The organism is Neomegalonema sp. (assembly GCF_028688855.1).
GTDB lineage: Bacteria > Pseudomonadota > Alphaproteobacteria > Rhodobacterales > Rhodobacteraceae > Neomegalonema.
Genome location: NZ_JAQTXI010000004.1, coordinates 78,847 through 103,968, shown reverse-complemented (window position 1 = coordinate 103,968; position 25,122 = coordinate 78,847). Strand labels below are relative to the sequence as shown.

The 25,122-nt window shown below is 68.4% G+C and carries 19 protein-coding genes; 5 read left to right on the top strand and 14 right to left on the bottom strand.

Going from position 1 to position 25,122, the window contains the following annotated elements:
• Positions 1-63: 63 nt before the first annotated feature.
• The 5 genes from PHN62_RS04295 to PHN62_RS04275 form a co-directional block, all read right to left on the bottom strand.
• Entirely contained in the window at positions 64-1,902 is a 1,839-nt protein-coding gene (locus PHN62_RS04295; protein WP_300146808.1) for a nuclease domain-containing protein, read from the bottom strand.
• Positions 1,899-4,355 (bottom strand): hypothetical protein, encoded by a 2,457-nt coding sequence (locus tag PHN62_RS04290; RefSeq protein WP_300146806.1) that lies wholly within the window; start codon positions 4,353-4,355, stop codon positions 1,899-1,901. The genes PHN62_RS04295 and PHN62_RS04290 overlap by 4 nt, the downstream gene beginning before the upstream one ends.
• 91 nt (positions 4,356-4,446) lie before the next feature.
• Positions 4,447-5,790: a TrkH family potassium uptake protein gene (locus PHN62_RS04285; protein WP_300146803.1), complete on the bottom strand. Its 1,344-nt coding sequence runs from the start codon at positions 5,788-5,790 to the stop codon at positions 4,447-4,449.
• Between the two features lie 11 nt (positions 5,791-5,801).
• Positions 5,802-6,464, bottom strand: coding sequence for a TrkA family potassium uptake protein (locus PHN62_RS04280; RefSeq protein WP_300146801.1), 663 nt, complete (start codon positions 6,462-6,464; stop codon positions 5,802-5,804).
• Between the two features lie 104 nt (positions 6,465-6,568).
• Positions 6,569-7,444 carry an oxygenase MpaB family protein gene (locus tag PHN62_RS04275; protein ID WP_300146798.1) on the bottom strand — a complete coding sequence of 292 codons (876 nt, stop codon included), beginning with the start codon at positions 7,442-7,444 and terminating at the stop codon, positions 6,569-6,571.
• A 92-nt stretch (positions 7,445-7,536) separates the two neighbouring features.
• On the opposite strand from PHN62_RS04275, the gene PHN62_RS04270 reads away from it, so the two are divergent.
• From PHN62_RS04270 to PHN62_RS04260, 3 genes are all read left to right on the top strand, one after another.
• Positions 7,537-8,892, top strand: a complete 1,356-nt coding sequence (locus PHN62_RS04270) for an MFS transporter (protein ID WP_300146795.1) — start codon at positions 7,537-7,539, stop codon at positions 8,890-8,892.
• A 119-nt stretch (positions 8,893-9,011) separates the two neighbouring features.
• On the top strand, positions 9,012-9,473 hold the full coding sequence (locus PHN62_RS04265) for a MaoC family dehydratase (RefSeq protein ID WP_300146793.1): 462 nt from the start codon (positions 9,012-9,014) through the stop codon (positions 9,471-9,473).
• Positions 9,474-9,475: 2 nt separating this feature from the next.
• Positions 9,476-10,048 carry a TetR/AcrR family transcriptional regulator gene (locus tag PHN62_RS04260; protein ID WP_300146791.1) on the top strand — a complete coding sequence of 191 codons (573 nt, stop codon included), beginning with the start codon at positions 9,476-9,478 and terminating at the stop codon, positions 10,046-10,048.
• Between the two features lie 34 nt (positions 10,049-10,082).
• On the opposite strand, the gene PHN62_RS04255 is transcribed toward PHN62_RS04260, so the two are convergent.
• From PHN62_RS04255 to PHN62_RS04215, 9 genes are all read right to left on the bottom strand, one after another.
• On the bottom strand, positions 10,083-11,573 hold the full coding sequence (locus PHN62_RS04255) for a lipopolysaccharide kinase InaA family protein (protein WP_300146788.1): 1,491 nt from the start codon (positions 11,571-11,573) through the stop codon (positions 10,083-10,085).
• Positions 11,570-13,438: a protein phosphatase 2C domain-containing protein gene (locus PHN62_RS04250; RefSeq protein WP_300146785.1), complete on the bottom strand. Its 1,869-nt coding sequence runs from the start codon at positions 13,436-13,438 to the stop codon at positions 11,570-11,572. Before PHN62_RS04250 ends, PHN62_RS04255 begins: the two co-directional genes overlap by 4 nt.
• Positions 13,435-14,520: a TerY-C metal binding domain-containing protein gene (locus PHN62_RS04245; RefSeq protein ID WP_300146782.1), complete on the bottom strand. Its 1,086-nt coding sequence runs from the start codon at positions 14,518-14,520 to the stop codon at positions 13,435-13,437. Before PHN62_RS04245 ends, PHN62_RS04250 begins: the two co-directional genes overlap by 4 nt.
• A gap of 10 nt (positions 14,521-14,530) precedes the next feature.
• Entirely contained in the window at positions 14,531-15,166 is a 636-nt protein-coding gene (locus PHN62_RS04240) for a VWA domain-containing protein (RefSeq protein WP_300146779.1), read from the bottom strand.
• A gap of 67 nt (positions 15,167-15,233) precedes the next feature.
• The gene (locus tag PHN62_RS04235) at positions 15,234-15,869 is read right to left on the bottom strand and encodes a VWA domain-containing protein (protein ID WP_300146776.1); all 636 of its coding nucleotides are present in this window, start codon (positions 15,867-15,869) and stop codon (positions 15,234-15,236) included.
• A gap of 173 nt (positions 15,870-16,042) precedes the next feature.
• Entirely contained in the window at positions 16,043-17,152 is a 1,110-nt protein-coding gene (locus PHN62_RS04230) for a DUF475 domain-containing protein (protein WP_300146773.1), read from the bottom strand.
• Positions 17,153-17,231: 79 nt separating this feature from the next.
• The gene (locus PHN62_RS04225) at positions 17,232-18,419 is read right to left on the bottom strand and encodes a TerD family protein (protein ID WP_300146770.1); all 1,188 of its coding nucleotides are present in this window, start codon (positions 18,417-18,419) and stop codon (positions 17,232-17,234) included.
• A gap of 140 nt (positions 18,420-18,559) precedes the next feature.
• Complete coding sequence (locus PHN62_RS04220; RefSeq protein WP_367186994.1) at positions 18,560-19,141, bottom strand: TerD family protein; 582 nt, start codon at positions 19,139-19,141, stop codon at positions 18,560-18,562.
• Positions 19,142-19,190: 49 nt separating this feature from the next.
• The gene (locus PHN62_RS04215; protein ID WP_300146766.1) at positions 19,191-19,766 is read right to left on the bottom strand and encodes a TerD family protein; all 576 of its coding nucleotides are present in this window, start codon (positions 19,764-19,766) and stop codon (positions 19,191-19,193) included.
• Between the two features lie 531 nt (positions 19,767-20,297).
• Between PHN62_RS04215 and PHN62_RS04210 the strand changes: the two genes are divergently transcribed.
• A complete protein-coding gene (locus PHN62_RS04210; RefSeq protein ID WP_300146763.1) occupies positions 20,298-23,849 on the top strand; it encodes a DUF11 domain-containing protein in 3,552 nt (1,183 codons plus the stop codon).
• 212 nt (positions 23,850-24,061) lie between these two features.
• Positions 24,062-25,093 carry a D-alanyl-D-alanine carboxypeptidase family protein gene (locus PHN62_RS04205; RefSeq protein ID WP_300146760.1) on the top strand — a complete coding sequence of 344 codons (1,032 nt, stop codon included), beginning with the start codon at positions 24,062-24,064 and terminating at the stop codon, positions 25,091-25,093.
• The last annotated feature ends 29 nt before the right edge of the window (positions 25,094-25,122 follow it).

Below are 25,122 nucleotides of genomic sequence, written 5' to 3'. Positions count from 1 at the left end.
CGCCCGGCGCGGCGCGGATTCCGAATAAGGATCTCCGGCCCGGAGGGCGGCGCCGTCATGAGGTCATGAGGGCCGATCCGCCTCGACGGAGCGCGCATAGTCGCGGGCATGGTTGAGGACGCCGCGGAGGAAGCTTTTCATCGTTGCGGCCGTCTCCTCCGGCGTGGCCGGATCGACGCCGATCCACCCGGAGATCTGGTCGGTCGGATGCGCGTCGACCTCGCCGTCCGCCGACCACATGATGGTCTCGTCCCGCGGCGAGACCATGGACTCGACCGGGGCCGCGATCCAGATCTGACGCACGATCTGAAGGCCGGAAGCCACATCCCGGATGCTCGAATATCGTTCGGTCTTCTCGAGATATCTTTCCAGGTTTCTGGTTTGCCGATCCTTGTTCTTGTCATGCGTGTATTTCGCGTCGATCACGACGGCGTAGCTGAGCTTGTAGTCGCGGGGGCCGGACTTCGCCTCGAAGATCTCCAGCACGACGTCCGGCGTCCAGGGCGTATGGGAGTCGCCGCGAAAGAGGGTGTCCACCCCCTGGGCCGCAGCGCGCGGCAGGATGGTCGGCTCGTAGCGCACGGAGGCCCGGCGGCCGTCCGCAGCCTCGAAGATCACGGAGGCGTTGCGGTCGAGATCGACGGAATACCGGTTGCGCGCGATCGGCTCGAACAGGGACCGGTGCGAGACGCAGACAAGGCCGATCGCCCGCAGCGCCGCGACGATCTGGAAGAACACCCATTGTTCGTACATCGTCTCGATCGGCTTGGCGCGCTCGGCGCCGCCCTGTTCGACCACGATGGCCGTCTGCTCCAGGAAGGAGCGCATCAGCAGGGCGACGCGGGAATAGACGGGATGGCTGCGGAAGAGAGGCGTGTCGAGCGCCTCCAGAAGAAGGATCTCCCGTCCTGGGCGGCGGGGCTCTCCGCCGAACTCCCGCATGATGCGCATGATTTCGCCGGAGAGGGCGTCCATCTGGTCCAGAATGGTCTGGAGCCTGTCGATCCTGGGAGATTCGCGCCTGAGGACGAAATCGTGCAGATGCAGGTCCCGGCCCGCGTAGAGCGCGACGGCGTCGCGCAGCATGTCGATCTCCGTCTTGGTGGTGGCCCGGCTTCGCATCGTCCGGCGGCGCAGCAGGTCGAGGAACCCGACGACGGCCTGATGCTCCCGGGTGTCCATGGTGGGGCTTGGGGTGGGCAGCTCCATCGGCGCCCCCGCCTGGAGCGCCTGCCGCGCCGGCCTGCCCCCGGCGCAGAGCCGCCGCAGCACGCGGGCGTCGACGCCTTCGCCCGGCCTCAGGCGCCGGACCGCGAGATCGATCCTCGTCCCTCTGACCGGCTCCGCGAGGAGCTGGGCCAGAAGAGGCGCGAACCCGCGCCAGAAGACGCGGATCCGGTTCGCCTCGACTCGCGCGGAGACGGCGCCGCGCTTTCTCTCTCCGGGGTTCTCCCTTCGGCCCGCGAGGCCCAGACGGGATTTCGAGGTCAGGTCCAGCAGAAGCTCGATGCTGATGCGCGTCATCGCGTCGAACATGCCGTCATAGGCCTGCTGCGAAAGCTTGCTCGGCTCCACAAGCGCATTGACGCGCGCGAGGACCGCCTTGTCTTCGAGGCGGCGCAGGGTGATCGGCGTGACGCCGTTCGCGCCGTCGAGCCAGGAGCTCTCCGCCCATTCTATGGAGCGCCGCAGCCTGTGAGGGCGGGCGTCTTCGCCGGGGGCGAGATCGCCCAGGCCGCGGTCTCCGATCCAGACGCCGACCTCCATCCCCGGCTCGGGATCCTGAACCGCGAAGCCGATGCGCTGGGTCTCCTTGAGGCGCAGCGAAACCAGCCTCTCCTGCCCCGGAAGATCCACCTCCAGCAGGGACTCGGGGCCCTGGAAGATGATGAACGCGCTCATTCTTCGGACAACGCGAAGCTTTCGCTCATGTCCAGCTCCTGGCGTTCGATCTCCGCCAGGGCTTCAAGCGTGCGCGGAACCTGGCACAGACGTTCGAGGGTTCCGGACAGCCGCTTCAGAGCCTCCATCGCGCCGGGCCGATAGAGGTTCCGGATCTGGGGGAGGGCGCGCTGAAGAAGCTGCATGTCGATGGCGCGCTCGAGGTCGCAGAGCTCCGGAGGGGCGTTCGCCACGGCGTCGAGGATGGCGCTCTGACGCCGCGGCGCGATCGCGCAGCCCAGACGCCGCAATTCGGGCTGGATCGCGTCCAGAACCGCCACCACGCGCGGCGGCGCGCCGCCGAGGCGCGTCCAGTGCTGGAGATCGGCGAGGCGGAGCGTCTCCCCCTTCGCCCGGACGCGCCCTGTGGCGGCCCGCACGGTCAGGGAGGGCAGGGTTCCCGAGGGGCGGAATTCGATCAGGCTGCAGCGGTCCAGAAGCCGGAGCGACAGCGGCCGCGTGGTTTCATCGAAATTGACCGTGCCGAACAGCAGGAGATTGGGCGCCAGTTCGAGGCGCGCATGGGGCTGGAAGGGATCGTCCGGGCGCACGGCCTGCGGGTCGAACAGGCTGACGGCCTGCTGGCCCGGAGAGCGCGAGACGGCCTGGATCACGTCAGCCATGTAATGCTCCGGCTGAGCGAGGTTCATTTCGTCGAAGCAGACGCCGTGCAGCGTCGCTTCGGGGCCGTTGTGGCGGTGCTCGTGGGCCGCGAGGATCGCCCGGCGAGAGAAGCCCGAGGGAGCGGGCATGAACCGCCGCTCCAGCGCGTCCACATAGCCGAAGAGGTCGGAGGGGCTGGTCCAGGAGGGATTCACATCCACGCTGAGGAAGGCGGGCTCTCTCTCCTCTCCGGCGAGCGCTTCGGCGTAGAGCAGAGGCAGCGAGGATTTGCCCGTGCCCGACATGCCGCCGAGGATGACGAGGCCGCGCTGCTTGGCGGCGAGGTGGAAGGCCAGAAGATCTTCCCTGTCGAATCGGAATCCGCAGGCGTCCACATGCGTCGAGAAGCGCTGGAAGAAGTCTTCTTCGGAGGCGGGGGGGCGCGGCGCGCGCGGCGCGACGGCGGGCAGGGCCAGACCCGGAGAGGCCGCGGGCGCGGGCGCGGCGGCCTCGACCGCCGGAGCGGCCTCGGCGCGGGTCAGCCGCCGCAACAGCGGCTCGATCGCGAGATAATCGCCCAGAAGGGCCGAGCGCTCCGTGGAGAGGCGATCCGTCGCCTCCTGCAGGCCGAGGGCGGCGATCTGCTCGAACTCCTCGAGCTCGTTGATCCGGCGCTCCGTCTCCTCCCGGGCTTCGCGCCGCTTCGCCTCCAGATCCAGCTCCAGCTCCTGCCTGCGGCGCGCCGCTTCGCGGAGGAAGCGCTCCTCCTCCTCCTGAATCCGCGTTTCGAGATCGCTCCGCTTCTGGGTGAGCTCCCGGACGCGCTCCTGAGCGCGGGCGTCGATCTGCGCCGCCAGTTCGGTCACGCGCGCTTCGACGCGGGCGTCGATGGCCGCCTCGATGCGGGGCTTGAAGGCTTCGTCCGAGAGGACGCCGTCGAAGAATTCGTTCAGGGCGTCGAGATGGTTCGTCTGGCTTGCGAGAATCTTCCGGGCCCGGTCCATGACCGCCGGAGAGACTTCGGCCTGCTCGACGAGAGGGGTGAAGCGGTTGATGAAGTCCTGACGCTGCTTGCGCGACTGATACGCGCCGGACAGCTGGCGCAGCGCCTCCTGGACGCCCACCAGGTCGACTTCCTCGGCCTCGTTGCGCAGCTCCTCGAAGAGCGCGCCGGTCATGGCCTCATAATGGACCAGATGGCCCTGGTTCTCGCCCAGCATCCGGTCCGAAGGCCAGACGTGGACCTGCGCCCGGATATGGCCCGGCCGCTCTCCGGAGGAGGGCATGTCGAAACGATGGACGCGATGCGGCGCGGCGGGTTTGCTGAAGCCGATCTCGGGCTGCAGCTCGCGGTCGTTCTCGGGCCCCGACAGGATGATCTTGAGCGGGCCGTAAAGGCTGGAGCCGAGCCGGACCAGAACGAAGCGCGTCGGCTCGTGGTCGCAGATCATGCTGAAGCCGTCGAGCAGCTCGGCGGGGTCTGAGGGCGGGTCCGGCGGAGTCAGGATTTCGATGAAGTCCGTCAGGCGGGGCAGGGTCGGCTGCAACGCCTGCCAGTGATCCTTGTCGGGATCGGCGGTGCGCATCACCGATTCCTCGACGCCCGCCAGCACGAGGCAGCCCGGCGGAGCATAGCCCACGGTGTTCGCGCCCCGGACCATCCACCAGACGCGCCCGCGATTGGGGAACTCCACGCGGGGATCGACGACGGGATCTCCGTCGCGTCTGGCGATGGGAATCAGGGTCGAGAAGAGATTGCCGTTGATCTCTTTCGTCGCCTGCCCCACGGCGAAGAGGAATTTTTCATCCATCAAGGCTCATGTCCTCCGCAAACCGCACAGGACATAACCACGCCGCCCGCCTCTGCGCAAGCCGGAGGAGGCCTGTCCTTTCGGGGCGCCGTCATCCGAGATGGATCTTCCCGGCCGGATAGCGCAGGCGTGGCGGAACCTGCGTCGCCAGGAAGAATCCGAGCGTCAGGGGGCCGACCTTGCCCAGAAACATGATCGCCATGATCACCGCCCGTCCGAAGCCCGACAACTCCCCCGTATAGCCCCGCGAGAGGCCCGCCGTCCCGAAGGCGCTCGCCACCTCGAAGCTGATGTCGAGGAAATGCCCGTCATGGGACAACGCCAGCAGGAACACCCCCAGAAACACCAGAACCAGAGAAATCGCCGTCAGGGCCATGACCTTCAGCACCTGCTCCAGCTCTATCCCTCGCCCGAAGGCGCTGAGCTGCGAGCGTCGCCGGAAGAAGGCCACCGTCGCGATGACCATCACCACCATGGTCGTCACCTTCAGGCCGCCCGCCGTCGAGGCGGGGCCGCCGCCGATCAGCATCAGCGAGATCAGCATCAGCGAGGTGCTGTCGTGCATCCCGGCGACGTCCACCGTGTTGAATCCCGCCGTGCGCGTGGCGACGCCCTGGAACCAGCTCGCGAAGAGGCGGTCCGTCAGGCCGTCCAGCGCGCCGAGCGTCAGGGGATTGGTCCATTCCAGCAGCGCGAACATCGCGACCGACCAGGGCAGCAGGATCGCCGTGCCGGCCAGCATGATCTTCGTATGCAGCGACCAGGCGCGCCAGTTCCTCTGACGCGCCACGTCCTGCAGCACGACGTAGCCCGTCCCCCCGAGGAGCACCAGCGCGGGAATGGCCAGATTCATCCCCGCATTCCCGACGTAAGGCGCGAGCCCCTGCGGCAGATTCGAGAATCCGGCGTTGTTGAAGGCCGAAACCGCATGGAAGACCGCCGCCCAGAGGCCCCGGATCAGGCCCAGATCCGGCACGAAGGTCACAGCCAGAACCGCGGCTCCCAGAGCCTCGCAGACCAGCGCCACCTTGAGGATCGTCCGGGCCAGGGTCCGCAATTGCCCGAGCGAGCTCTGGTTGAGGTCTTCGCGCAGATAGATCTGTCCCGTGATCCCGACCGGAAGCCCCAGGGAGCCGAGGATCATCACCGCGAAGACCATCAGCCCCGTGCCGCCGAGCTGCATCAGCGTCGCGAGCGCGAGCTGTCCGAAGAAGGTGAAGTCCGCGTGCACGTCCAGCACGGAAAGGCCGGTCACCGTCACGGCGGAGGTCGAGGTGAAGAAGGCGTCCGACCAGGTGATGGAGACCTTCCGCGAAAAGGGAAGCATCAGCGTCAGGGCGCCGATCAGGATCAGCGCCGCGTAGAGCGAGGCCAGAGCCATGGGCGGAGGCAGACGCGCCAGACGACGCGCCAGAAATCCGAGATGCGCGGACATGACGGCTCTCCTCACAAGGCGTCGCCGAAGCGGCGCAGATCCGGCCGCTTGCCGAGGAGAATCAGCTTGTCCGCCCTTTCGAGGGTCAGGTCCGGACGGTCGCAGCTGCGGAACTCCGCGCCGCGCATCAGCCCGAGCATCTTCAGGTCATGGGTCGAGCCGATTCCCAGAGACCCCAGGGAACGCCCCTTCAGGCCCTCCGGAACATCCACGCTGACGACGCTGTAGCCGTTGCCGAGGCTGACGTAATCCTGAACGATGGGATTGTTCAGCATCTGCGCGATGTGCCGCCCCATCTCCTGTTCGGGCAGGATCACGCGGTCGGCCCCCAGCTTGACGAGAATCCGGTGATGGGTCTTGTTCGCCGCCTTCACCCAGATGACGCCGATCCCCAGCATCCGCAGGTTCATCGTGGTGAGGATGCTGGCCTGAATGTCGCGGCCGATGGCGATCAGGGCGGCGTCGTATTGATCTATGGCGGCCTCGCGCAGGGCGACTTCGTCGGTGGAATCGAGGATCACCGCCGAATGCAGCGCCGAGGCCATCTGCGCGACGCGCCTTTCGTCCAGATCCACCCCGATCACCTGACGGCCCGATTTCGCCAGTTCTCCGGCGACCGTGCTGCCGAAGGCGCCAAGGCCGATGACCGCGAAGGTCCTGTGTTTCTTCAACATCTCATTCCCCCCAGACTCGCCCCTGCGCGCGGCGTCGGGGCTCGGGAGGAATCATAAGGCGGGCCGTCCGCCGAAGCGAGGCGATCCCGCAGGGGGAGGGGGCCTCAGGGCGTTCCGGCCGGAGCCGCCGCGCGTCGGCGCGATTTCTTCGCCGCGCTGTCGCGCATGGCCCATCTCCCGACCGGAGTCGCCCAGGCCATGGCCTGCAGGGCGCCGGGGGCCCGGGGGCGGTCCTGCTGCGGGATCAGGGCGCGCATCGGCGCGGGCATGAGCTCGAAGCCCGCCGCCATCACGAAACGCCGGAAGACGCCCAGAACCGCAGGACGCACCGGCGCCGCCGAGATCGCCGCCAGAACCTCCCGCGTGCGGTCGTCGAAGCGCAGTTCGGGCGTCATGTCGCGCAGCCAGGCCGCCACCGCCGAAGCCGTGACGGGAATGTCCTGCGCGCCCAGCTTCTCCGCGATCAGGGCCGTCTCGCGGAAATAGCGGTCCTGCTCGTCCTCGGGCAGGGTCGGGTCGACGAAGCGCAGCCAGGCCGCCAGAAAGCCCGAGGCCTCCGCCACATGCACCCAGGTCAGCAAGGCCGGATCGCTCGCGCTGTAGGCCCGGCCCGAGGCGTCGAGGCCCTTCACCGCCTCGTGACGCCGCTTCACGCGGGCGATCAGGTCTTCGGCGGTGGGCCTCGCGGCGTAGGTCGTGCCCGCGACGAACTGCGCCGTCCGGGCCAGACGCCCCATGACGTCGGCGCGGAAGTTCGAATGATCCCAGACTCCGGCGATGGCCAGCGGATGGAGCATCTGCGTCATGAGCGCCGAGACGCCGCCCGCGATCATCGGGACGAAATCGGCGTGCACCTTCCAGGCGACGGAATCCGGCCCGAGCAGCCCGGGGTCTCCCGGGGGATCGTCGAAGCTGATCGCTCCGGCGCCGGTCATCTTGTGGATGCTGCGCTCTATCGCGCTGCGGAGCGGATTGCGCAAGGCTTCCTCCTGAACGGCTCCGGGCGATCATAGCCCGGGAAGGGGTCTGCGGTCAGCGGGGAATCGTCTGGCGCGCGCGCAGGGGAAGGCCTATGCAGACGCGCCCGAAGCCCTGCGGCGTCCGCGTCGCCGGGGCTTCGCCGGAATCCTCCATGATCGCAGGTCAGGCGATGCGCTCCACTCTCGTTCCCATCGTTTCCTTGCTGCTCTCCACCTTCCTGATGATGGTGGGAGCGGGATTGTCGGGCGTCGTGCTGCCGGTGCGGGGCGCGCTCGAAGGCTGGTCGATCTACGAGATCGGCCTTCTGGGCACCGGATACGCCGTGGCCTTCACGCTCGGATGCTTCGTCGCGCCGGGGATCGTGCGCAGGGCGGGCCATGTGCGCGCCTTCACGGCGCTGGTGGCCTTTCTGGCCATCTGCGCCCTTCTGCACGGCCTGATCGTGCATCCTCTGGTCTGGATCCTGATCCGGGGCGCCAGCGGATTCGCTCTGGCGGGCGCCTTCATGATCATCGAGAGCTGGCTGAACGAGCGGGTGACCAACGAATCCCGAGGGCTCGTCTTCTCGCTCTACATGGTCGCGACCATGGGCGCCGTGATGACCGGACAATTCGTCATGCCCTTCACCGATCCGTTGCTGACGACTCCCTTCATGCTCTGCGGGATCGCCTTCGCGGCGGCGGTGATCCCGACGGCCATGTCCCGTCAGGCCCATCCGAAGCCCCTGACGGAGGTCCGGCTCGACCTGCGCGCCATCTTCGCGACGTCGCCCGCGGCGGCGGTCGGCGTGATCATGGGCGGCGTGATGGAGGGCGCATGGAACAACATGGCGCCGGTCTTCGGCAATGCGGTCGGCTATGACCGGGCCCGCATCTCGACCCTGCTGGTCGCGACCATGGCGGGGGGGATCCTCCTGCAGTTTCCGCTGGGGCGCCTCTCCGACCGCATCGACCGCCGGCTGGTCATGAGCGCCGCCGGATTCCTCTGCGCGGCGCTCGCCCTGACGGCCGCCATGATGGCCAGCCGCGATCCGGCGACCATCTTCCTGACGGCCTTCCTCATGGGGGGGCTGGTCTATCCGGTCTATTCCCTGGCCGTGGCCCACGCCAACGACATGGTGGAGAGCTCGGATTTCGTGAAGACGGCGGGCGGTCTGCTCATCCTCTACGGGATCGGGACGATGTTCGGCCCCATGCTCGCCGCCGGACTCATGCAGACCCGGGGGCCGCATGGCCTGTTCCTCGCCATCGCCGGATGCAGCTTCGTCATGGCGGTCTTCTCGCTCTTCCGGATGTCCCGCCGCCAGGGGCCGCCGCCCGCGCCGGAGAGCTTCGCGACCATGCCTCTGGCGCGCGCCCAGACTCCGGGCAGCCTCGTCCTCGATCCGCGCGCCGAGGCCTCTCCGGAAGCCGCCCCGGAGGCGGGGGACGCGCCGCCGCAGGGGTGATCTTCCATGAAGGCGGGCGGAGGCGGCTTGCGCCGGAATAGATTACGCATATGATCTATTCCGGGCGCTCCGTTTCGGGCCGCCTCCTGCGCGTCCAGGCCTCGACGAGGAGACATCCGATGGCTTCCGGAACTTCGCCCGCGCTTCTCCATCTCGACGACCTGGCGGTCGGACAGGAGTTTCTGAGCGGAGAGCATCTGATCGACGAAGAGCAGATCATCGCCTTCGCGACCCGCTTCGATCCCCAGCCCTTCCACACCGACCCCGAGGCGGCGCGCGGGAGCTTCTTTCAGGGCCTCGCCGCGAGCGGCTGGCATACGATGGCCCTGACGATGAATCTGCTCGTGAAGAGCCTTCCCTTCGCGCAAGGGGTCATCGGGGCGGGCGGCGAAATCTCCTGGCCGCGTCCGACGCGTCCGGGCGACGTCCTGCGGGTGCGGAGCCGGATCCTGGAGATCACGCCCTCGCGCTCCCGGCCGGATCGGGGAATCGTGCTGACGCGCAGCCTGACGTTCAACCAGAAGGACGAGACGCTCCAGGAGCTGACCGCGAAGCTTCTGGCCTTCAGAAGGGAGGCCTGAAGATGGGGCGCTCGTCGGCGGAGCAGGCGTCGCGGAACCGGATCCGGATCCTGGAGAGCGCCAGCCGCCTCTTTCGCGCGCGCGGCGTCGAGGCCGTGGCGGTCGCCGAGGTCATGGCGGAGGCGGGCCTGACGGTCGGCGGATTCTACAGGCATTTCGCCTCGAAGGAGGAGCTGGTCCGCGAGGCCTGCGCCCTCTCCTTCGCGCAGGCGGCCGCCTTCTGGCGGGGCGCCGCCGGAGGCGCGGAGGATCCGCAGGAAGACCGCATCCTGACGATCCTCCGCCATTACTTCCGGCCCAGGCCCGGCGACCGGGCCTGTCCCCTGCTGGCCTACGCCCCGCATCTCTCCGGCGAGGCGGAGCCTCCGGCCCGGGAGGCCTATGGCGCGGGGGCCGGGGCCCTGCTCGCGGAGTTCCTCGCCCGGACGCCGGAGGCCGATCCCGAGGCGCGGCGGGAGGCGCAGGTGATCTTCGCGGCGATGGTCGGGGCGCAGCTTCTGGCGCGGGCCTCGGGCGGCGCCGACTGGGCGAAGGAGCTTCAGGAGGCCGTGGCCGGGGCGGCCGCCCGCCGCTGAAGTCCGTGGAGGGCGGCCATGGCTCGGGGAGGCGTCAGTTGGACATCTGCACCTGGATGAGGCGTCCGCCCTCCGCGCGCGAAAGGAGGATCTGCGCCCCCTCGACCAGCTTGACGTTTCCGCCGATCGCGACGTCCCTTTTCGCGACGAGGTCCCGCATGTCCGGCATGGCCTCGTTGACGAGATGCCATTCCCCCGCATGACGCTGGAAATACCCCACCCTCCGACGCTGCGCAGGCGTGGTGTTCTCGTTCGGAATGAAGTTGCGGTTCATGTGCCAGGGAAAGAGCGATTGCCCGTCCCAGACCATCACGCGGTGATTGTCCGGGCGATAGGAATCCTTCTGACGGCTGGAGTAGAGGTTCAGGATCGGCAGCTTGCCCTGATAGGGCGTTCCGCAATGCGGACATTTCGGCTTGCTGGTGTTGTCGAAGACATACCACCCCATCTCGCAGCGGTTGGAGCAGGGCTGCACCAGATCGATGGTGCGGATGAGGGCGCGCTCCCATTCGTCGGCGGTGGGGCGGTTCTGGGGCGCGTGGAGCCCGTCGATGAAGGCCTTGCGGAAAAGGTCGCTCAGGAGAGGCCCCGAGATCGTGTAGGGCAGGCGCGCCGGATCGCACCAGGGCAGCTGCGCCTTGTTCAGCTGGGCCGCCTTGACGCGATTGCCCGCATCGGAGGGATGCTCCACGAAGAGGGCCTTCGAGCCCATCTGCATCTCTTCGTCCTTCGTGGGGTCGAGGTCATGGACCTTCCCGCCCCGCAGGGGATGCCGGTAGAACAGATACATGTAGATCAGCACCGCCAGGGCGTGCCGGTCGGTCTCCGCCGAAGGCAGCTTGCGCTTCGGGTCGTTCTTCGCCAGATGCTGCGTGGAGATCACTTCGGGCGCGATGAAGTCGGGCGTGCCGACCACGTCGGGCGGGAATTTCCCCGGCACCACCAGACCGTCGATGTCGATGATGCAGGCGCGGCCGCTGGTGGGATCGACGAGCACGTTCTTGTAGCTCAGGTCCGAATGCGCCAGACCCGCCGCATGGAGCCTCCGCACGGCGCGGCTGATGCTCAGGCACATCTGGAGATGGGTGAGCCAGCTTCCCTTCTCCTCCGGCGCCAGGAACTTGGAGCGGTTGGAGGCGCTGGCGAACCATTTGCCTTCCTTCTCCTTGCCCTTGATCCCGAGCATGTCGCCGTTGACCGAGCCATGGGCGAAGAAGAAATGCGGGCGATAGACGGGCGTCACCACGCCCATCCGCCCGTCCTTCTCGACGAGGCTGACCGGCCAGCAGAAGAGATCCTTCCAGTAGTCGCCGCCCGCCTGGTTGAAGAGCCCGTCGCGGTAGGTTCCGACGATGGAGCGCAGCCGCTCCTTGCCCTGGGGATCCAGGGCGTCGCGGAAGAAGGCCACCACATAGCTGCGGTCGGGACTGAAATAGACGTCCTTCATGCCGCCCTGGGCGATCATCTCGTCGACGTATTCGACGGACTTGCCGTCGAGGGTGGTCAGCTTCACGACGCTCGTCATGCGGAGGGCTCCCGCCTTGGAGTCAGGATCACGATGGTCCGGTCGTCGTGGTTGCCGGGCGACCAGAAGTCCAGCCAGTCCAGCAGCCGGCTTCCGGCTTCGGGGTCTTCGGGCGAAACGTTCACGGATTTCGTCAGGTCGTGCCTCCAGAAGGCCGTCCAGCGCGCCGGATCGGCGAAATCCGTCTCGGTGGGGAATTTCGGATCCGTGATTCCGTCCGTCATGAGCATCAGGGCGGTGAAATCCGGCAGGAGCGTCACGGCCACCCGCCGCGCGAGGAGTTCGGGCTCGCGGAACTCCGTCATGTGCAGGAAGCGGGTCTGTCCGGCGAAATCGCCGCTGTCGGGCCTGGTGAGGGGCGTCACGTGGCCGGTGGGCGCGTCGAGGATGACCGCGCCGCCGTCGCCGATGGCGAAGGCCGCGATCAGCCAGCCTTGCGGCGTCCGGAGCGCGGCGCTCGCCACGAGGGTGGTGGCGTAGGCGGAGACGCTGTCGCCCGCCTCCTTCGCTTCGGCGTGGATGGCCGAAACGGCGGCGTGGGCGGCGGTCGTGAAGGCGTGGGTCATGCGCTGATGCAGGTGGTCCGCCGCCTGGAGCTCCTTGGCCGCCGCTCTGGGGAGCAGATCGGAGAGATGGGGCTCCACATGCTCGCGCAGCAGGGGCGGCAGGGTCCGGGACATGGTCTCGACCGCCAGCGCCGCGCCGCGCCGCGCCATGCGGGCGCTGCCCGCCCCGTCGGCCACGACGCCGAGCGTCCAGCCTTCGGGCGAGACCGAGAGGATGTTGAAGGCGTCGTCGCGAAAGCCGCCGTCGCGGGCGTGGGAGCGGCCGCGCTTGCTCGCGCCGAGGCCGAAGAGAGGTCCCGAGTCGATCCTTTGCGCCTCCTCGTCGGGCCGCCAGTGAGGGGCGTTCCTGTCGCTGTCCCGGTAGACCCAGAGGGATTTCGGATCCGGAATCACCGCCAGGCTGGCCGTCACCTCGCAAGGGCGGTCGCGATGCCGTCCGGCGATGCGCAACGTGAAGTCGCCGCTCGCGCCCGGACGGCCGGACAGACGGCCCGTCGCGGAATCCAGCTCCAGCCCGGAGCCGCCTGCGCCGCCCGAGCCCATGAAGCGGGGATCCTTCAGAGGACCGCCCTCGTCGCGCCATTCGCCGAGGTGATCGTTCAGGAGCGCCTCGTAGGGCTCGCCCGCGCGGGCGTTGGGCAGCGAGAGGCTGATCTGCTTCGCCGGAAGGGAGCGGCGTCCGGGCTCCAGTCCGCCCGCGTCGAACGCCTGGCGCTGGAGGGAAGGAGGCTGCTGGAGAAGCGGCTTGCGCGGGGCGTGAGCGAAGGCTTCCAGCGTCGTCGGAGGCGGCGGGGCGACCATCGCGGGAGGGGGCTGCAGGTCAGGGATCTGCGCGGGTGGGGGCTCCTCCCGGGGGCTCGGAGGCTGGATCTCCGGCGCCGGAGAAGCCATGGCGCCAGACGCAGGCGGCGCCTCGGGTTCGGCGAAGGACGGGAGAGGCCCGGCCGGATCCGGCGCGCCAGCCGGAGGCGTCGGGCCGGAGGCCGCGGCCTCCGGAACTGGCGCAAGGGGGGCGGGCGCAAGGGACGTCGCCTCCCGATCCTGAGCGAGGAGCGGCGGGATGGGCTCCGGAGGAGGAGGCGGCTCGGCGGCGGGCGCAGGCGCGCAGGGAAGAGCCGCCTCCTTTCGCCGCTCCGGGGCGAGCATGAGGAGCCGCAGGATCCGCCGCTCGTCGAGGTTCAGGCCATGGAAGCTGTGCTCGCCTTCCGCGGCCGGAGGCCAGTCGAGATCGGAGAGCATGTGGGCGAGGCGGTCGAAGCTGGTCCAGACCGCTTTCTCGTTGGAGGCCTGATGGTTCATCCGCGACCCCTTCCGATCTCCATGCCGCCTTCCGAGGCGCCGTAAAACCCGAGCGCGCCGCACCAGGGACAAGTCGCCTCGCCCTCGCCGCGCAGACAGTGAAGTCCTCCGCATCCCGCTCCGTGCATCGCCATGCTGATCGGGGAGAGACAATGCGGGCAAGGCGGCTGACCGCCGACCAGATCCATGGAGTTCACCTTCACCGCAGGATGCGCGCCTTCGCCCTCGGCGCAGAGGTCGAAATAGCTCGCCTTCAGAGGCAGCGTCGTCTTGAGGAGGTAGAACTTCTTGCGCAGCGCGCGCGCGAGCACCGGATCCTGGGTGTCCGCCTCCCGATACTGGCGTTCGTATTTCACGAGATAGGGCAGCTTCGTCGAGACGCATCTCCCGACGAAGACCGCGAAACGGTCGTCCACGCCCGCCTCTTCTCCGCGCCGGGCGGAAGGGCCGGGTCTGGCCAGCAGATCGGCTTCGCCCTTGGCGAGGCTCAGCTTGCCCTCCTCGCCCGCGCTGACGCTGCGGCTCTGGCTCTGGATCGAGAGCGTGACCCAGCCGATGAAGCGCGAAAAGGCGTCGGGCGCCTGATCGTTGAACACCACGACGTCCTCGGTCAGGCGCTTGAGCAATTCGTGATCCGCTCCGCCGCCGATGGACACCGCCACCAGATGCGCCCGGCTGCGATAGGCGCGGTTCCAGCGCGCCACAGCCGCCGAAGCGTCGTCGGTGGGATGGCCGTCGGTCAGCAGGAAGACGATGGGCCGCCAGTCGCCCTTGCGGTCGGGAGTCGAGACCGTCACCGTGCGGTCGATCTCGTCCATCAGCCGGTCGAGCGCCGCCCCGAGCGCCGTCCCGCCGCCGATGGGCAGTTCGGGAGTCTGGAAGAGGGTCAGCTCGGTCAGAGGGACCGACACCCGCGTCCGGCCCGCGAAGACCATCACCGAAAGCCAGGCGGTCTCCAGGGCGTAGGGGTCCTTGCGCAGCGCCGAGACCACCGCGCCAAGGCCCTTTTCGAGCTTGTAGAGGTTCTCGCCCGCCATGGATTCCGAGACGTCGACGAGAAAGAAGATCGGCAATCTGCGCATGGGCGCCTCCTCAGAACACGACCTGGATTTCAGGCGGCGGCGGCGGAAGATCCGTCGCCCCGGCGACCCCGACGGATTGGCCGCCCTTCGCGATGGCGCTGGTGACCCAGCGGAAGAACCCGGCGAATCCCGCGCCGTCCATGGTGTCGAGCGCGACGACATGGTCGCAGAGAGGCTCCAGATCCTCCCTGCGGGCCTTGGGGCCGGCCACGCAGCCGATGACGCTGGCGAAGCCGAGCCCGCGCACGACCGGACATTGCTCGGCGAAGGCCTGGACGTCCGAGGGGCGGCCGTCGGTCATGACGAAGAGATAGGGCGCCCAGTCGCCCTTGGTCTCGGCGGTGGATCTGCGCAGCTCCCGCCCGACCCGCTCCGCCAGCACCTCCAGCGCGAGGCCCAGATGGGTCGGGCCGGACTCGGGCGTGACGATCCGGGGCAGCTGCAGCGTGTCGAGCGGCGTCAGCGGCAGGACCACGTTGGCCTCGCGGTCGAAGGTCAGGATGCTGACATGCACCGTCTCCAGCGCATGGGGATCCTGGCGCAGGGCGCCGATCATGGCGCGCACGCCGGTGTTGACGGCCTCGATGGGCTCGCCCTTCATGGAGCCGGAGGTGTCCAGAAGCAGATAGACGGGCAGACGTCTCATGGGATCTTCTCCCGCGATGGGGCCGGAGGAGGCGCGCAGGATCCGGAAGGCCCTCCGCGCCGGAGCGTCACACGAGGTTGATCTGCGGCGGCGGCGGCGGCAGTTCGTCGAGGGCGTCGGCGTCGGACTTGTTCAGGTCCACCTTCTTCGAGGAGGTCGAGACCGAGGCCGAAACCCATTTGAAGAAGGCGCCGATGGTGCTGCTGTCGGCGGTGTCGAGCGCCACCACCACCTCGGTGATCTCCTTGAGGAGCGAGGCGTCGGCGCTGGGCCCGGCGGCGCAGGCGATGACCATGCCGGTCCGCACCTTGCGGAACTCCGCGAGGCCCTTGCGCCAGTCGTCGGTGGGCTGGCCGTCGGTCATCAGGAAGACCAGCGGCTTCCAGTCGCCCTTCGAGGAGGCGGTGGTCTTCTCCACCTCCCGCTCGATGCATTCGCCGGTCAGCTTGAGCGCCGCGCCCAGCGAGGTGGTCGAGCCCGCGCCGATGTCGGGGATCTGGAAGGCGATCAGCTCGGTCAGGGGAGTCGCCTGGCGCGCCGAGCCGTCGAAGAGGATCACCGAGAGCCAGGCGGTCTCCAGGGCGTAGGGATCGCTGCGCAGGGTGCTGACGAGCATCTTCATGCCGTTGCGGACGGCCTCGATGGGCTCTCCGCTCATCGAGCCGGAGACGTCGAGGACAAGATAGACGGGCAATCTGCGCATGGGGTCTCCTGATCGTGGGGATTGCGGCTCCGGCGGCTTCCCGAGCCGGGGGCCTTGCAGGATGAGGCGGCGCGCCCGGATCGGCGCGCCGCAGGGGAAAGCTCCGGTCGGGCCGCTCCGCAGGAGGCCGCAGGGCGGCCCCCGAACGGAGACGGATCACGCGCGCAGACGGATCACTCGGCCGGAGCGGCGAGGATCTCCGCCGGTTCGCGGGAATCCTCCTCGCCGTCGGGATTGGCCTTGTTCCAGCGGATCGAGGCCAGGAGCGCCACGCCGATCAGCGCCGCGCCGCCCAGGCCGGTGACCACCTCGGGGATGTGCAGGCCCGTCGTCTGGACGTACATGATCACCGAGAGGATCAGGATCGCCCAGAAGGCGCCGTGCTCCAGATAGCGATAGGTCGAGAGCGTGCCCTTCTCGACCAGCATGATGGTCATCGAACGCACGTACATCGCGCCGATGCCGAGGCCGATGGCGATCACGAAGAGGTTGTGCGTCAGGGCGAAGGCGCCGATCACGCCGTCGAAGCTGAAGCTGGCGTCCAGCACCTCCAGATAGAGGAAGGCGCCGAGCCCGCCGCTGGCCGCGCCCTTGAGCGCCTTGTCCGAAGCGTCGAGCAGCTCGCCCGCCACCTGCACCAGCAGGAAGGTCAGCAGGCCGTAGATCGCCGACATCACGAAGCTCTGGATCTGGTCGGGCGGAACGAGCCGCGAGAAGGCCAGGATCAGGCTCAGCACGATGGCGATCTCGACGCCCTTGATCGACGAGAGCCAGGCCATGCGCCGTTCGATCCAGCCGAACCAGTGGACGTCCTTCTCCTCGTCGAAGAAGAAGCTCAGGGCGACCATCAGCAGGAAAGTGCCGCCGAAGGCCGCGATGGGCAGATGCGCCCCCTGCATGATGCGCGAATATTCGTCGGGATCGGAGGCGGCCAGCGTCACCGCCTGCCAGGGGCCGATCTTCGCCGCCAGCATCACGATCAGCAGCGGGAAGAGGATCCGCATGCCGAAGACCGCGATCAGGATGCCCCAGGTCAGGAACCGCTGACGCCAGACCGCCGACATCGTGTTCAGCTTGTTGGCGTTGACGATGGCGTTGTCGAAGGACAGCGAGATCTCCAGAACCGCCAGAACCGCGCAGATGAAGACGATGGACGCCATGCCGCTCAAGGTGCCCGTGGTCCGCCAGCCCAGAACCGCGCCCAGGACGAGCCCCAGACCCGTGACGATGAAGGCCCATTTCAGATAGGACAGCATGGATCTGTCCGCAGGGGGTGTGGTCATGATGTTTCCTGTGTTCCGATGCGCCGCACGCCCGCTTCGGGGGGGCGCGCCGATGAGGAGTCCGGGAAGGGCCGACGGCTCATTTCCGGCCGGCGGTCCAGCGCATGCCCCAGCCGTAAGCCCGGTCGAGAGGCTCATGGCCCTTGTGGAAGGTGACTTCGCGGCTCACGCGGATCTCGCCGCCGACGTTCTCCAGCAGGGCCACGGCGCAGAGCCCCAGAGGCGAACCATGTTCGTTCATCCGGACCTCGACCTCGGGCTGGTCGGGCACGATCACCCGCACCACGCCGTCGGTCTCGGACCAGTTGGGGACGCCCTCGTAGATGAAGGCGTAGATCAGGACCCGACGGAGCTGCGTCCAGCGGTCGCCGTTGATCTCCAGCCATTCGCCGTCTGTGGAGGCGCCGGTGCGGTCGTCGGCCAGCAGCCGCGCGAAGGGGAAGGAGTCGTAATCGCCGAAGGTGCGCCCCAGAGCCTGGACGACCGTCCGGTCGCCGTTCACGCTCTCCACGAGCGCGCCCAGATCGAGGTCGATCCCGCCGCCGCCGAGCCCGAAGAGGCCCTTCCGCTTCTTCTGGTTCCAGTTCAGGTTCACGCGGATCTTGCCGAAGCGGCCGTCCTGCTTCTTGAGGCTGATCTTGCTCTCGGCCTTGGTCAGGGAGATCTTCGAGAGATTCACCTGAGGCCTGGCCGCCGGAGCGGGGGCCGGAGCCGGAGCGGGGGCCGGAGCAGGCGCCGGAGCGGGGGAGGGGCGCGGCGCGGGCTTCGCCTCGGCGACCGAGACGCCGAAATGGGTCGCGAGGGCCGCAAGGCCGCCGTTGAAGCCCTGGCCGACGTTGCGGATCTTCCATTGTCCGTTGCGTCTGTAGACCTCGGCGAGGATCAGGGCCTTCTCGGCGCGCCCCGCCACGGGGATGCGCAGGACCACGTCGCCCGTCGAGAGCGCGATCTCGCCCGCGAGCTGGCCGAAATTCCCGGCGCCTTCGAGCGTCGCGGCGATCACGATCTTCTCCACCGCGGCCGGGAGGTTCGCGAGCCGCAGCGTGAAGCTCGCGCGATCCGGGGCGGCCCGTTGCAGGACCAGGGCGCCGCCCGAAATCGAGGGCTGGTTGAAGAAGCACATGTCGCCGTCGCCGCGCACCTTGCCGTCGGCGTAGGTCTGCAGGGCCGAGACGTCGATCCCGGCGCCCGAAGGCAGCCGGATCTCGACCTGCGCCGTTTCGGGGATCGGCGCGTTCCCCCCCGCCTGAAGCTCCAGTCCGATCATCTTCTGTGGCCTTGTGCTGAAAACGCGCCGGTCCGGCGCGCCCGGAAGGCCCGGGCCGCGAAGATCCGGCGGATATGCTGGAAGGGCGGATCCGGCCGCCGAAGCCCCGAAGGGCGCCGAGAGCCCGATCCGCGTCGACCTCAGCCGACGTTCACGCCATGGCTGGAGGCGAGCTGTCCGAGCCCGCCCGAGAAGCCCGCGCCCACGGCCTTGAACTTCCATTCGCCGCCATGGCGATAGAGTTCGCCGAAGATCATGGCGGTCTCGACGGAATGGTCTTCGCTCATGTCGTAGCGGGTGATCGGCTTGCCGTCGGCGTCGTTGACGACGCGGATGAAGGCGTTGCCGATCTGGCCGAAGTTCTGGCCGCGCGCGGCGGCGTCGTGGATCGTCACGGCGAAGACGAGCTTCTTGACGTCCTCGGGCACGGCCTTGAGGTCGACCCGCAGCTGTTCGTCGTCGCCGTCGCCCTGTCCGCTGCGGTTGTCGCCGAGGTGACGCACCGCGCCGCCCGCTCCGACCGCATTGTTGTAGAAGACGAAATCGGCGTCCGAACGGACCTTGCCGTTCTCGCCGCAGATGAAGACCGAGGCGTCGATGTCGAAGGCCGCGCCGTCGGTGACGCGCGCGTCCCAGCCGAGGCCGATGGTGACGGAGGAGAGGCCGGGGGCCTCCTTGGTGAGGGAGACGTTGCCGCCCTTGGAAAGCGAAACCGCCATGATGGCTCCTGAGCTTCTGGAGACAGGGGAGGGAAGAGGCCGGAGCTTCGCGTCAGATGTTGACGCCGTATTGCTGGCACATGGCGCGCAGGCCGCCCGCATAGCCCTGTCCCACGGCGCGGAACTTCCATTCGCCGCCATGGCGGTAGAGCTCGCCGAAGACCATCGCGGTCTCGGTGGAGTAGTCTTCCGACAGCTCGTAGCGGACGACTTCGGAGTCGTTCTCGTCGTTGACGATGCGGATGAAGGCGTTGCCCACCTGGCCGAAGGACTGGCGACGCTGTTCGGCGTCATGGATGGTCACCGTCACGGCGATGCGCTGCACATGGGCGGGCACCTTCGAGAGATCGACCTTCATCTGCTCGTCGTCGCCGTCGCCGGCTCCGTCGCGGTTGTCGCCGGTGTGCGAGACCGAGCCGCAGCCCGAGGTCATCTGGTTGTAGAAGATGAAGTCGGCGTCCGAACGGACCTTGCCGTTTTCTCCGAGCAGGAAGGCGGAGGCGTCGAGATCGAAGCCGGAGCCGTCCGTGACGCGCGGATCCCAGCCGAGGCCGATCAGCACCCTGGTCAGGCCCGGGGAGGTTTTCGTGAGCGAAAGATTCTGCCCTTTGGAGAGGGTGAGCGCCATGACGTCTCCTTGCGTCGGACCACGGCGAAGCGGCGAGCCGCAGGCCATGCGTTCAGGATTGAAGTTCACTGCACGTCATATATTCGTGAACCATGAAGAAACTCCTTCACTCAATCACCGGAAGCGGGAAGTTTCAGATAAAAATCCACCAATGAGGGTGTTGACGCGGAAATGCAGGGGAGAGGATTTCGGCGAATCGCGACATCCCGGGATGCGTTCGCCCGGACTCCTGGCCCGCGACGCGAATCCGGACCGGACGACCCCTCCGGGGAATCGGGAAAACCCGGGGGTCGGGCGGCGCGGACAGCCCGCCTTCGGGATGAGGCGACGCACAAGCCTTCCGCTACGTCTCCGCGTCCAGAGGTCGCGCTTCACGTCTTTTCGTTGAGACGGGCCCGGAGGGCGAAAATACAACCTCCGAGAGGCGGATCATAGGAATTTCTCAGCATTTGAGGGGTCTTCTGCTGTTGCGGTCGGGTTCAGGCCCGTCGCCCGACGCAGGATCGCGCCGGATTTCCCCCAGGAGGCCCCATGCTCGCGCCCGTTCGACCCCAGCTTCCGTCGCGCTTCGGCGCGCTCCGCGATCGGCTTGCGGCGGGAGGATTCGCCGGGGTGATTCTCTGCGGCCTTCTGGCGGCCTCTCCGGCCTCCGCGCAGCTCCGCACCGTCACGAATCCGGATTTCGAGGATCCGCTCCTCAACGGGGCGGTCCTGCCGCCCGGCTCTCCCGGCTCCTTCGTAACCCTGTATGATGAAATCGACGTGCCCGGCTGGTCGACCACCGCAACGGACCACAAGATCGAAATCTGGCACAAGACCAATACCCAGAGCACTCCCTCGTACGCCGGCTCCTATTTCGCCGAATTGAACGCCAATCTGATCGGAGCGCTCTATCAGGAGATATGCCTCCTCAACGACGAGCCTCTGCGCTGGCGCTTCGCCCATCGCAACCGCACCGGGGGCGCCAATCCTCAGATCGCCTATTATGAAATCGCCAGCCCGACGAACTCCAACGACATCGTGCAGCTTCTGGCCACGCAGACGACGAGCGCAGGCGCAGGATGGCTGGTGAACGAGAACACGACCGGCGCCGTCAGGTTCGCTGGCGCGACCGGTCTTTACAGGATTCAGTTCCGGTCTGGGAACAGCGGCTCCACCGGCAATTTTCTGGATGATGTCCATATAATCCTCTCGCCCTTCGTGGAGTTCGCCGCCGCCGGCGGCCTGCTGATCGAGGGCGGGACTCCGCCTGCGGCCTCCCTTCCCGCGCTGATCGTGGACGGGACCGTGACGGCTCCCATGAACGTCTACGCCCGCGTGACCGGCGGAACCGCCGTCCTCGGGGTGGACTACACGACGCCTTCCGGAACGGATCTCTTCTCCATCCTCGTCCCGCCCGGCGTCTACGCCGCGCAGCGCTTTCCCCTCGGCCTGACCATCCTTCAGGACGAGGTCCTCGAGGCGCTCGAAACCATCCAGCTCGAGATGCAGGCCGATCCCGCGAACGTCTACGCCATCGCCAATACGCGCGCCTGCGGCCCCGGAGCGCTCCAGACCACCGCCATCTCCATTCAGGACGACGACGTCGATCTCGTCCTGACCAAGACCGCCGATCCGCCGACGGCTCTGGTCGGCTCCGAGGTCGTCTTCACCCTCTCCGTGCGCAACGCCGGGCATATCCCCGCCACGAACGTCCGGGTGACGGATCTCTTGCCCTCGGGCTTCGAATATCTCTCGGATGACGGCGGAGGAGCCTATGATCCGGTCTCGGGCCTCTGGACGCACGGCGTTCTGGCCGCCGGGGCGACCGCCCGTCTGGAGATCACGGCGCGGATCCGGCCCTCGGGCCTCCACGAGAACATCGCCAGCGTCACGACGGATTCGCATGACGTCGACCCCGCCAACGACGTCGCCGCCGCCATGGTGGACGCCCTGCCCGTGGCCGACCTCGCCCTGACCAAGACCGTCGCCCTCGCCACGCCCAATGTCGGCGATCTGGCGCATTTCACCCTGAACCTGACCAACCTCGGCCCCTCGACCGCAGAATCCGCCGTCGTGACGGATCTCCTGCCCTCGGGCCTCCTCCATGTCTCCGACGACGGCGGAGGGGCCTATGATCCGGCCTCAGGCCTCTGGAGCCTCGGCGACCTCGCCAGAGACGGCGTCGCCTCCCTGACGATCGTCGCCCGGGTCGCTGCGAGCGGATCCTGGCTCAACGAGGCCTCCGCCGCCTCGAACGCTCATGATCCCGAGCCCGCGAACAACGCGGCTTCCGCCGAAGTCTTCCCCTTCCACCGCGCCGACGTCTCCCTGACCAAGAGCATCTCCGATCCCGCCCCCCTGATGGGCTTCCCCATCGACTTCACCCTGACGCTCCGCAATGCGCGGGATGTGGCGGCTCATGGCCTGGTCGTGCGCGATCTCCTGCCGTCGGGCTATCTGTTCATGAGCGCCTCTTCGGCGGAAGGGACCTATGATCTGGTCAGCGGCCTCTGGAGCCTGACTTCGGCCCTGCCTCTGGGCGGCGAGGCCCGTCTGTTCCTGAGCGTCCTGCCCCTCGCGACGGGGAGCTGGACCAACGTCGCCGAAGTGATCGCGATGACCGACGCTCTCGGCGCGCCTCTGGAGGACGTGGACTCCATCCCCGGCAACGGCGACCCCGACGAGGATGATCAGGATCAGGCTTCGGCCGTTCCGGTGCGCGGGACGGCTCCGCCGGTCGGAGCGGCGGTCTGCCCTCTGGGCGAGATCGGGGTGGACTGGGCCTCGACCTCCTGGGCTGCGGGAGCCTCCAGCGGCGTCCTGCGGTTCGGAGAGCTGGAGGGCTTCTTCACGGTCGTCGACCACCTTCCGCCCGCCGTCAGCCAGATCGGCGTCGGCGCCGTGGGGCCGGGCGGAGCCGCAGCCCTCGCGCTGCGCGGCGCGGGACAGAGCGTCGTGGAGATCAGCTTCTCCGCGCCCGTGGAGGGCCTGAGGATGGACCTGCGCGGCCTGGGCGGCGACGCCGGAGGTCTGGAATATGTCGGCGTCATGGGCGTATGGGCCGGAGCGACCCTTCTTCCGCGGATGTCGGGCGGCGGCTCGGTGAGCCTCTCGGGCGGCGACGCCGTCGGCGTGCTGGCGAGCTCGCCGACCGGCGAGGAGGGGCGGGTGATCGTCGGCTTCGACGGCAGGGTCCAGAACCTCCAGATCGGTCTGACGCGCTTCTCGGACGATCCGGCCGCGCCCTGGGAGATGGCGCTGAACGCCCTGACGGCTTGCCGCCCCCAGCAGGACCTGACCCTCCTGCTCAGCCCCGATCATGAGGCCGAGGTTCCGGCGGGCCAGCTGGCGATCTACGCCCATCGGCTGCAGATCGGCCAGGGTCTGGGCGGGGGCGCGGCGAGCTTCGAGGCGGCTTCGGAGCGCGGATTGACCTGGGCGCTCTATCGCGACGACGGCGACGGCGTCCATGGCCCCGGCGACGCGCTCTGGGACTGGAGCGCCTCGACCTCCATCCCCGCCGGAGATCATCTCTTCTGGCTGGTGACGAAGATCCCCGAGGAGGCCCCCGGCGGCTGGAGCGATCTGACCCGCCTGACGGCGCGGGTGGTCAGGGGCGGGGTTTCGGGCTCGGCCTCGGTCGCGGACCTGACGCGGGTGGGGGGCGACGGGTCGGGGGCGATCTTCGCGCGCAAGCTCCAGGCCGTCGACGCCGATTGCAACGGCGTCCCGGACGCAGGAGAGGCGGGCTTCACGGCCGTCGAGCTGTCCATCGGGTCCGGGCATTGCGTGGTCTACCGGATCCGCTTCGAGAATCGCGGCGTGACGCCTGTCAGGCGGGTGCGGATCCATGACCACACGCCGAGCGGAACGCTGTTCTATCCGGGCGCGCCGGGTCGGGTGATCTCGCATCCTCCGGGGCTGACGCCCTTGCCGCCTGTCCTGCCGGTGGTCTTCATGGAGCCTCTGGAAGGCGAGATCCTCTTTCCGTTCGACGGGGCCCTTGCGCCCGGCGAAAGCGGCGAGGTCGAGTTCGGCGTCTGGATCCCCTCCCTGCCTCAGCCCTCCGTCAGCTCGAGCGGCGAACCAAGGCCCAACTAGAGCCTTGTCCAGCGAAGCCGGATGGCTTCGCGTCGCGAAAAGGCGACCAGACAAGAACCTGGAGCGTTTGAACGCTCCAGAGCGGGATCCGGCGGAGCCGCGTCCGGCCTCCCTTGCGGAGACCGGACGCGTGCGGCGCAAGATCAGCTTGTTTCATCTGCGGAAATCTGGAGATTGGAGCCTTTGTCCCTGAACTCCGCCGAGCCCCGATCATGCTGACCCGCGCCTTCTTCTGCGCCCTGCTCCTGACCCTCGCGGCCCCCGCCCGGGCGACGCCCTCGCTGACGATCGACGCCCAGACCCTGGAGGTCCTCCAGGCCGAGGACGCCGGACGCCCCTGGTATCCGGCCTCCACCACCAAGCTGATGACGGCCTTCGTCGCCTTCGAGGCCCTGCGCGCCGGGATCGTGACGCTCGGCGACGAGGTCGTCTTCTCGGAGAACGCGCTGGGGGCGGAATCGGTGAAGTCCGGTCTGGCGCCGGGCAGCGTCATGTCTCTGGAGGACGCGCTTTACGCCATGCTCGGCGTTTCGGCCAACGACGCCGCCGTCGCCATCGCGGAGACCCTCGCCGGAGACGAGGCGGCCTTCGTCGAGAGGATGAACGACGCGGCCCGGCGGCTCGGCATGACCGGCACGCATTTCGTCAATCCCGAGGGCCTCTTCGACAAGGCCCAGGTCTCGACGGCCCGGGATCTGGCGATCCTCGCGGCGGCGATCGACCGGATGTTTCCCGAGCGCCTGCCTTTCTTCGGCCTCTCCGAGGTGAGCCTCAACGACCGGAGGCTGCCCTCCCTCAACCAGCTCCTGACCCGCTATCCGGGCGCCATCGGGCTGAAGACGGGCTTCGTCTGCGCTTCGGGCCGCAATCTCGTGAGCCTCGCCGTGCGGGATGGTCGGCGCGTGGTGGCGGTGGTGCTCGGCGCCACCACCGACCGCGAGCGCAACGAAAGGGCCGCCGCCCTGCTGGAGGCCGCCTTCGAAGGCGACGTCCGGGGCCTGGGGCTGCGTCTGACCGATCTGCCGAACGATCCGGCCGCCGCGCCCGAGGACATGCGCGCCCGGCTCTGCGGCCCGAAATCCGCCGCCTATGTGCGTCAGCAGGAGCGGCTTTATCCGATGGGGCTGCCGGGCCGCCCGAGCCATCTGGGCGCGGCTTCGGCGCCGCTGAGCCGGGAGATCCGCACGCGGCTCGCGCCCGCGCCCGCGCCCGCCGCCGCGGCCTCTGCGGCCTCCGCGCCCTGAGGCCTTCGGGGCTTGGCCCGGGGCTCCCG

Bases quoted from the DNA above. Each gene is read 5' to 3' on its own strand.
- PHN62_RS04235 (WP_300146776.1), bottom strand. From the start codon at position 15,869: ATGCGCAGATTGCCCGTCTATCTTGTCCTCGACGTCTCCGGCTCGATG.
- PHN62_RS04225 (WP_300146770.1), bottom strand. From the start codon at position 18,419: ATGATCGGACTGGAGCTTCAGGCGGGGGGGAACGCGCCGATCCCCGAA.
- PHN62_RS04230 (WP_300146773.1), bottom strand. From the start codon at position 17,152: ATGACCACACCCCCTGCGGACAGATCCATGCTGTCCTATCTGAAATGG.
- PHN62_RS04260 (WP_300146791.1), top strand. From the start codon at position 9,476: ATGGGGCGCTCGTCGGCGGAGCAGGCGTCGCGGAACCGGATCCGGATC.
- PHN62_RS04285 (WP_300146803.1), bottom strand. From the start codon at position 5,790: ATGTCCGCGCATCTCGGATTTCTGGCGCGTCGTCTGGCGCGTCTGCCT.
- PHN62_RS04270 (WP_300146795.1), top strand. From the start codon at position 7,537: ATGCAGACGCGCCCGAAGCCCTGCGGCGTCCGCGTCGCCGGGGCTTCG.
- PHN62_RS04245 (WP_300146782.1), bottom strand. From the start codon at position 14,520: ATGCGCAGATTGCCGATCTTCTTTCTCGTCGACGTCTCGGAATCCATG.
- PHN62_RS04255 (WP_300146788.1), bottom strand. From the start codon at position 11,573: ATGACGAGCGTCGTGAAGCTGACCACCCTCGACGGCAAGTCCGTCGAA.
- PHN62_RS04210 (WP_300146763.1), top strand. From the start codon at position 20,298: ATGCTCGCGCCCGTTCGACCCCAGCTTCCGTCGCGCTTCGGCGCGCTC.
- PHN62_RS04295 (WP_300146808.1), bottom strand. From the start codon at position 1,902: ATGAGCGCGTTCATCATCTTCCAGGGCCCCGAGTCCCTGCTGGAGGTG.
- PHN62_RS04215 (WP_300146766.1), bottom strand. From the start codon at position 19,766: ATGGCGCTCACCCTCTCCAAAGGGCAGAATCTTTCGCTCACGAAAACC.
- PHN62_RS04290 (WP_300146806.1), bottom strand. From the start codon at position 4,355: ATGGATGAAAAATTCCTCTTCGCCGTGGGGCAGGCGACGAAAGAGATC.
- PHN62_RS04280 (WP_300146801.1), bottom strand. From the start codon at position 6,464: ATGTTGAAGAAACACAGGACCTTCGCGGTCATCGGCCTTGGCGCCTTC.
- PHN62_RS04250 (WP_300146785.1), bottom strand. From the start codon at position 13,438: ATGAACCATCAGGCCTCCAACGAGAAAGCGGTCTGGACCAGCTTCGAC.
- PHN62_RS04205 (WP_300146760.1), top strand. From the start codon at position 24,062: ATGCTGACCCGCGCCTTCTTCTGCGCCCTGCTCCTGACCCTCGCGGCC.
- PHN62_RS04240 (WP_300146779.1), bottom strand. From the start codon at position 15,166: ATGAGACGTCTGCCCGTCTATCTGCTTCTGGACACCTCCGGCTCCATG.
- PHN62_RS04265 (WP_300146793.1), top strand. From the start codon at position 9,012: ATGGCTTCCGGAACTTCGCCCGCGCTTCTCCATCTCGACGACCTGGCG.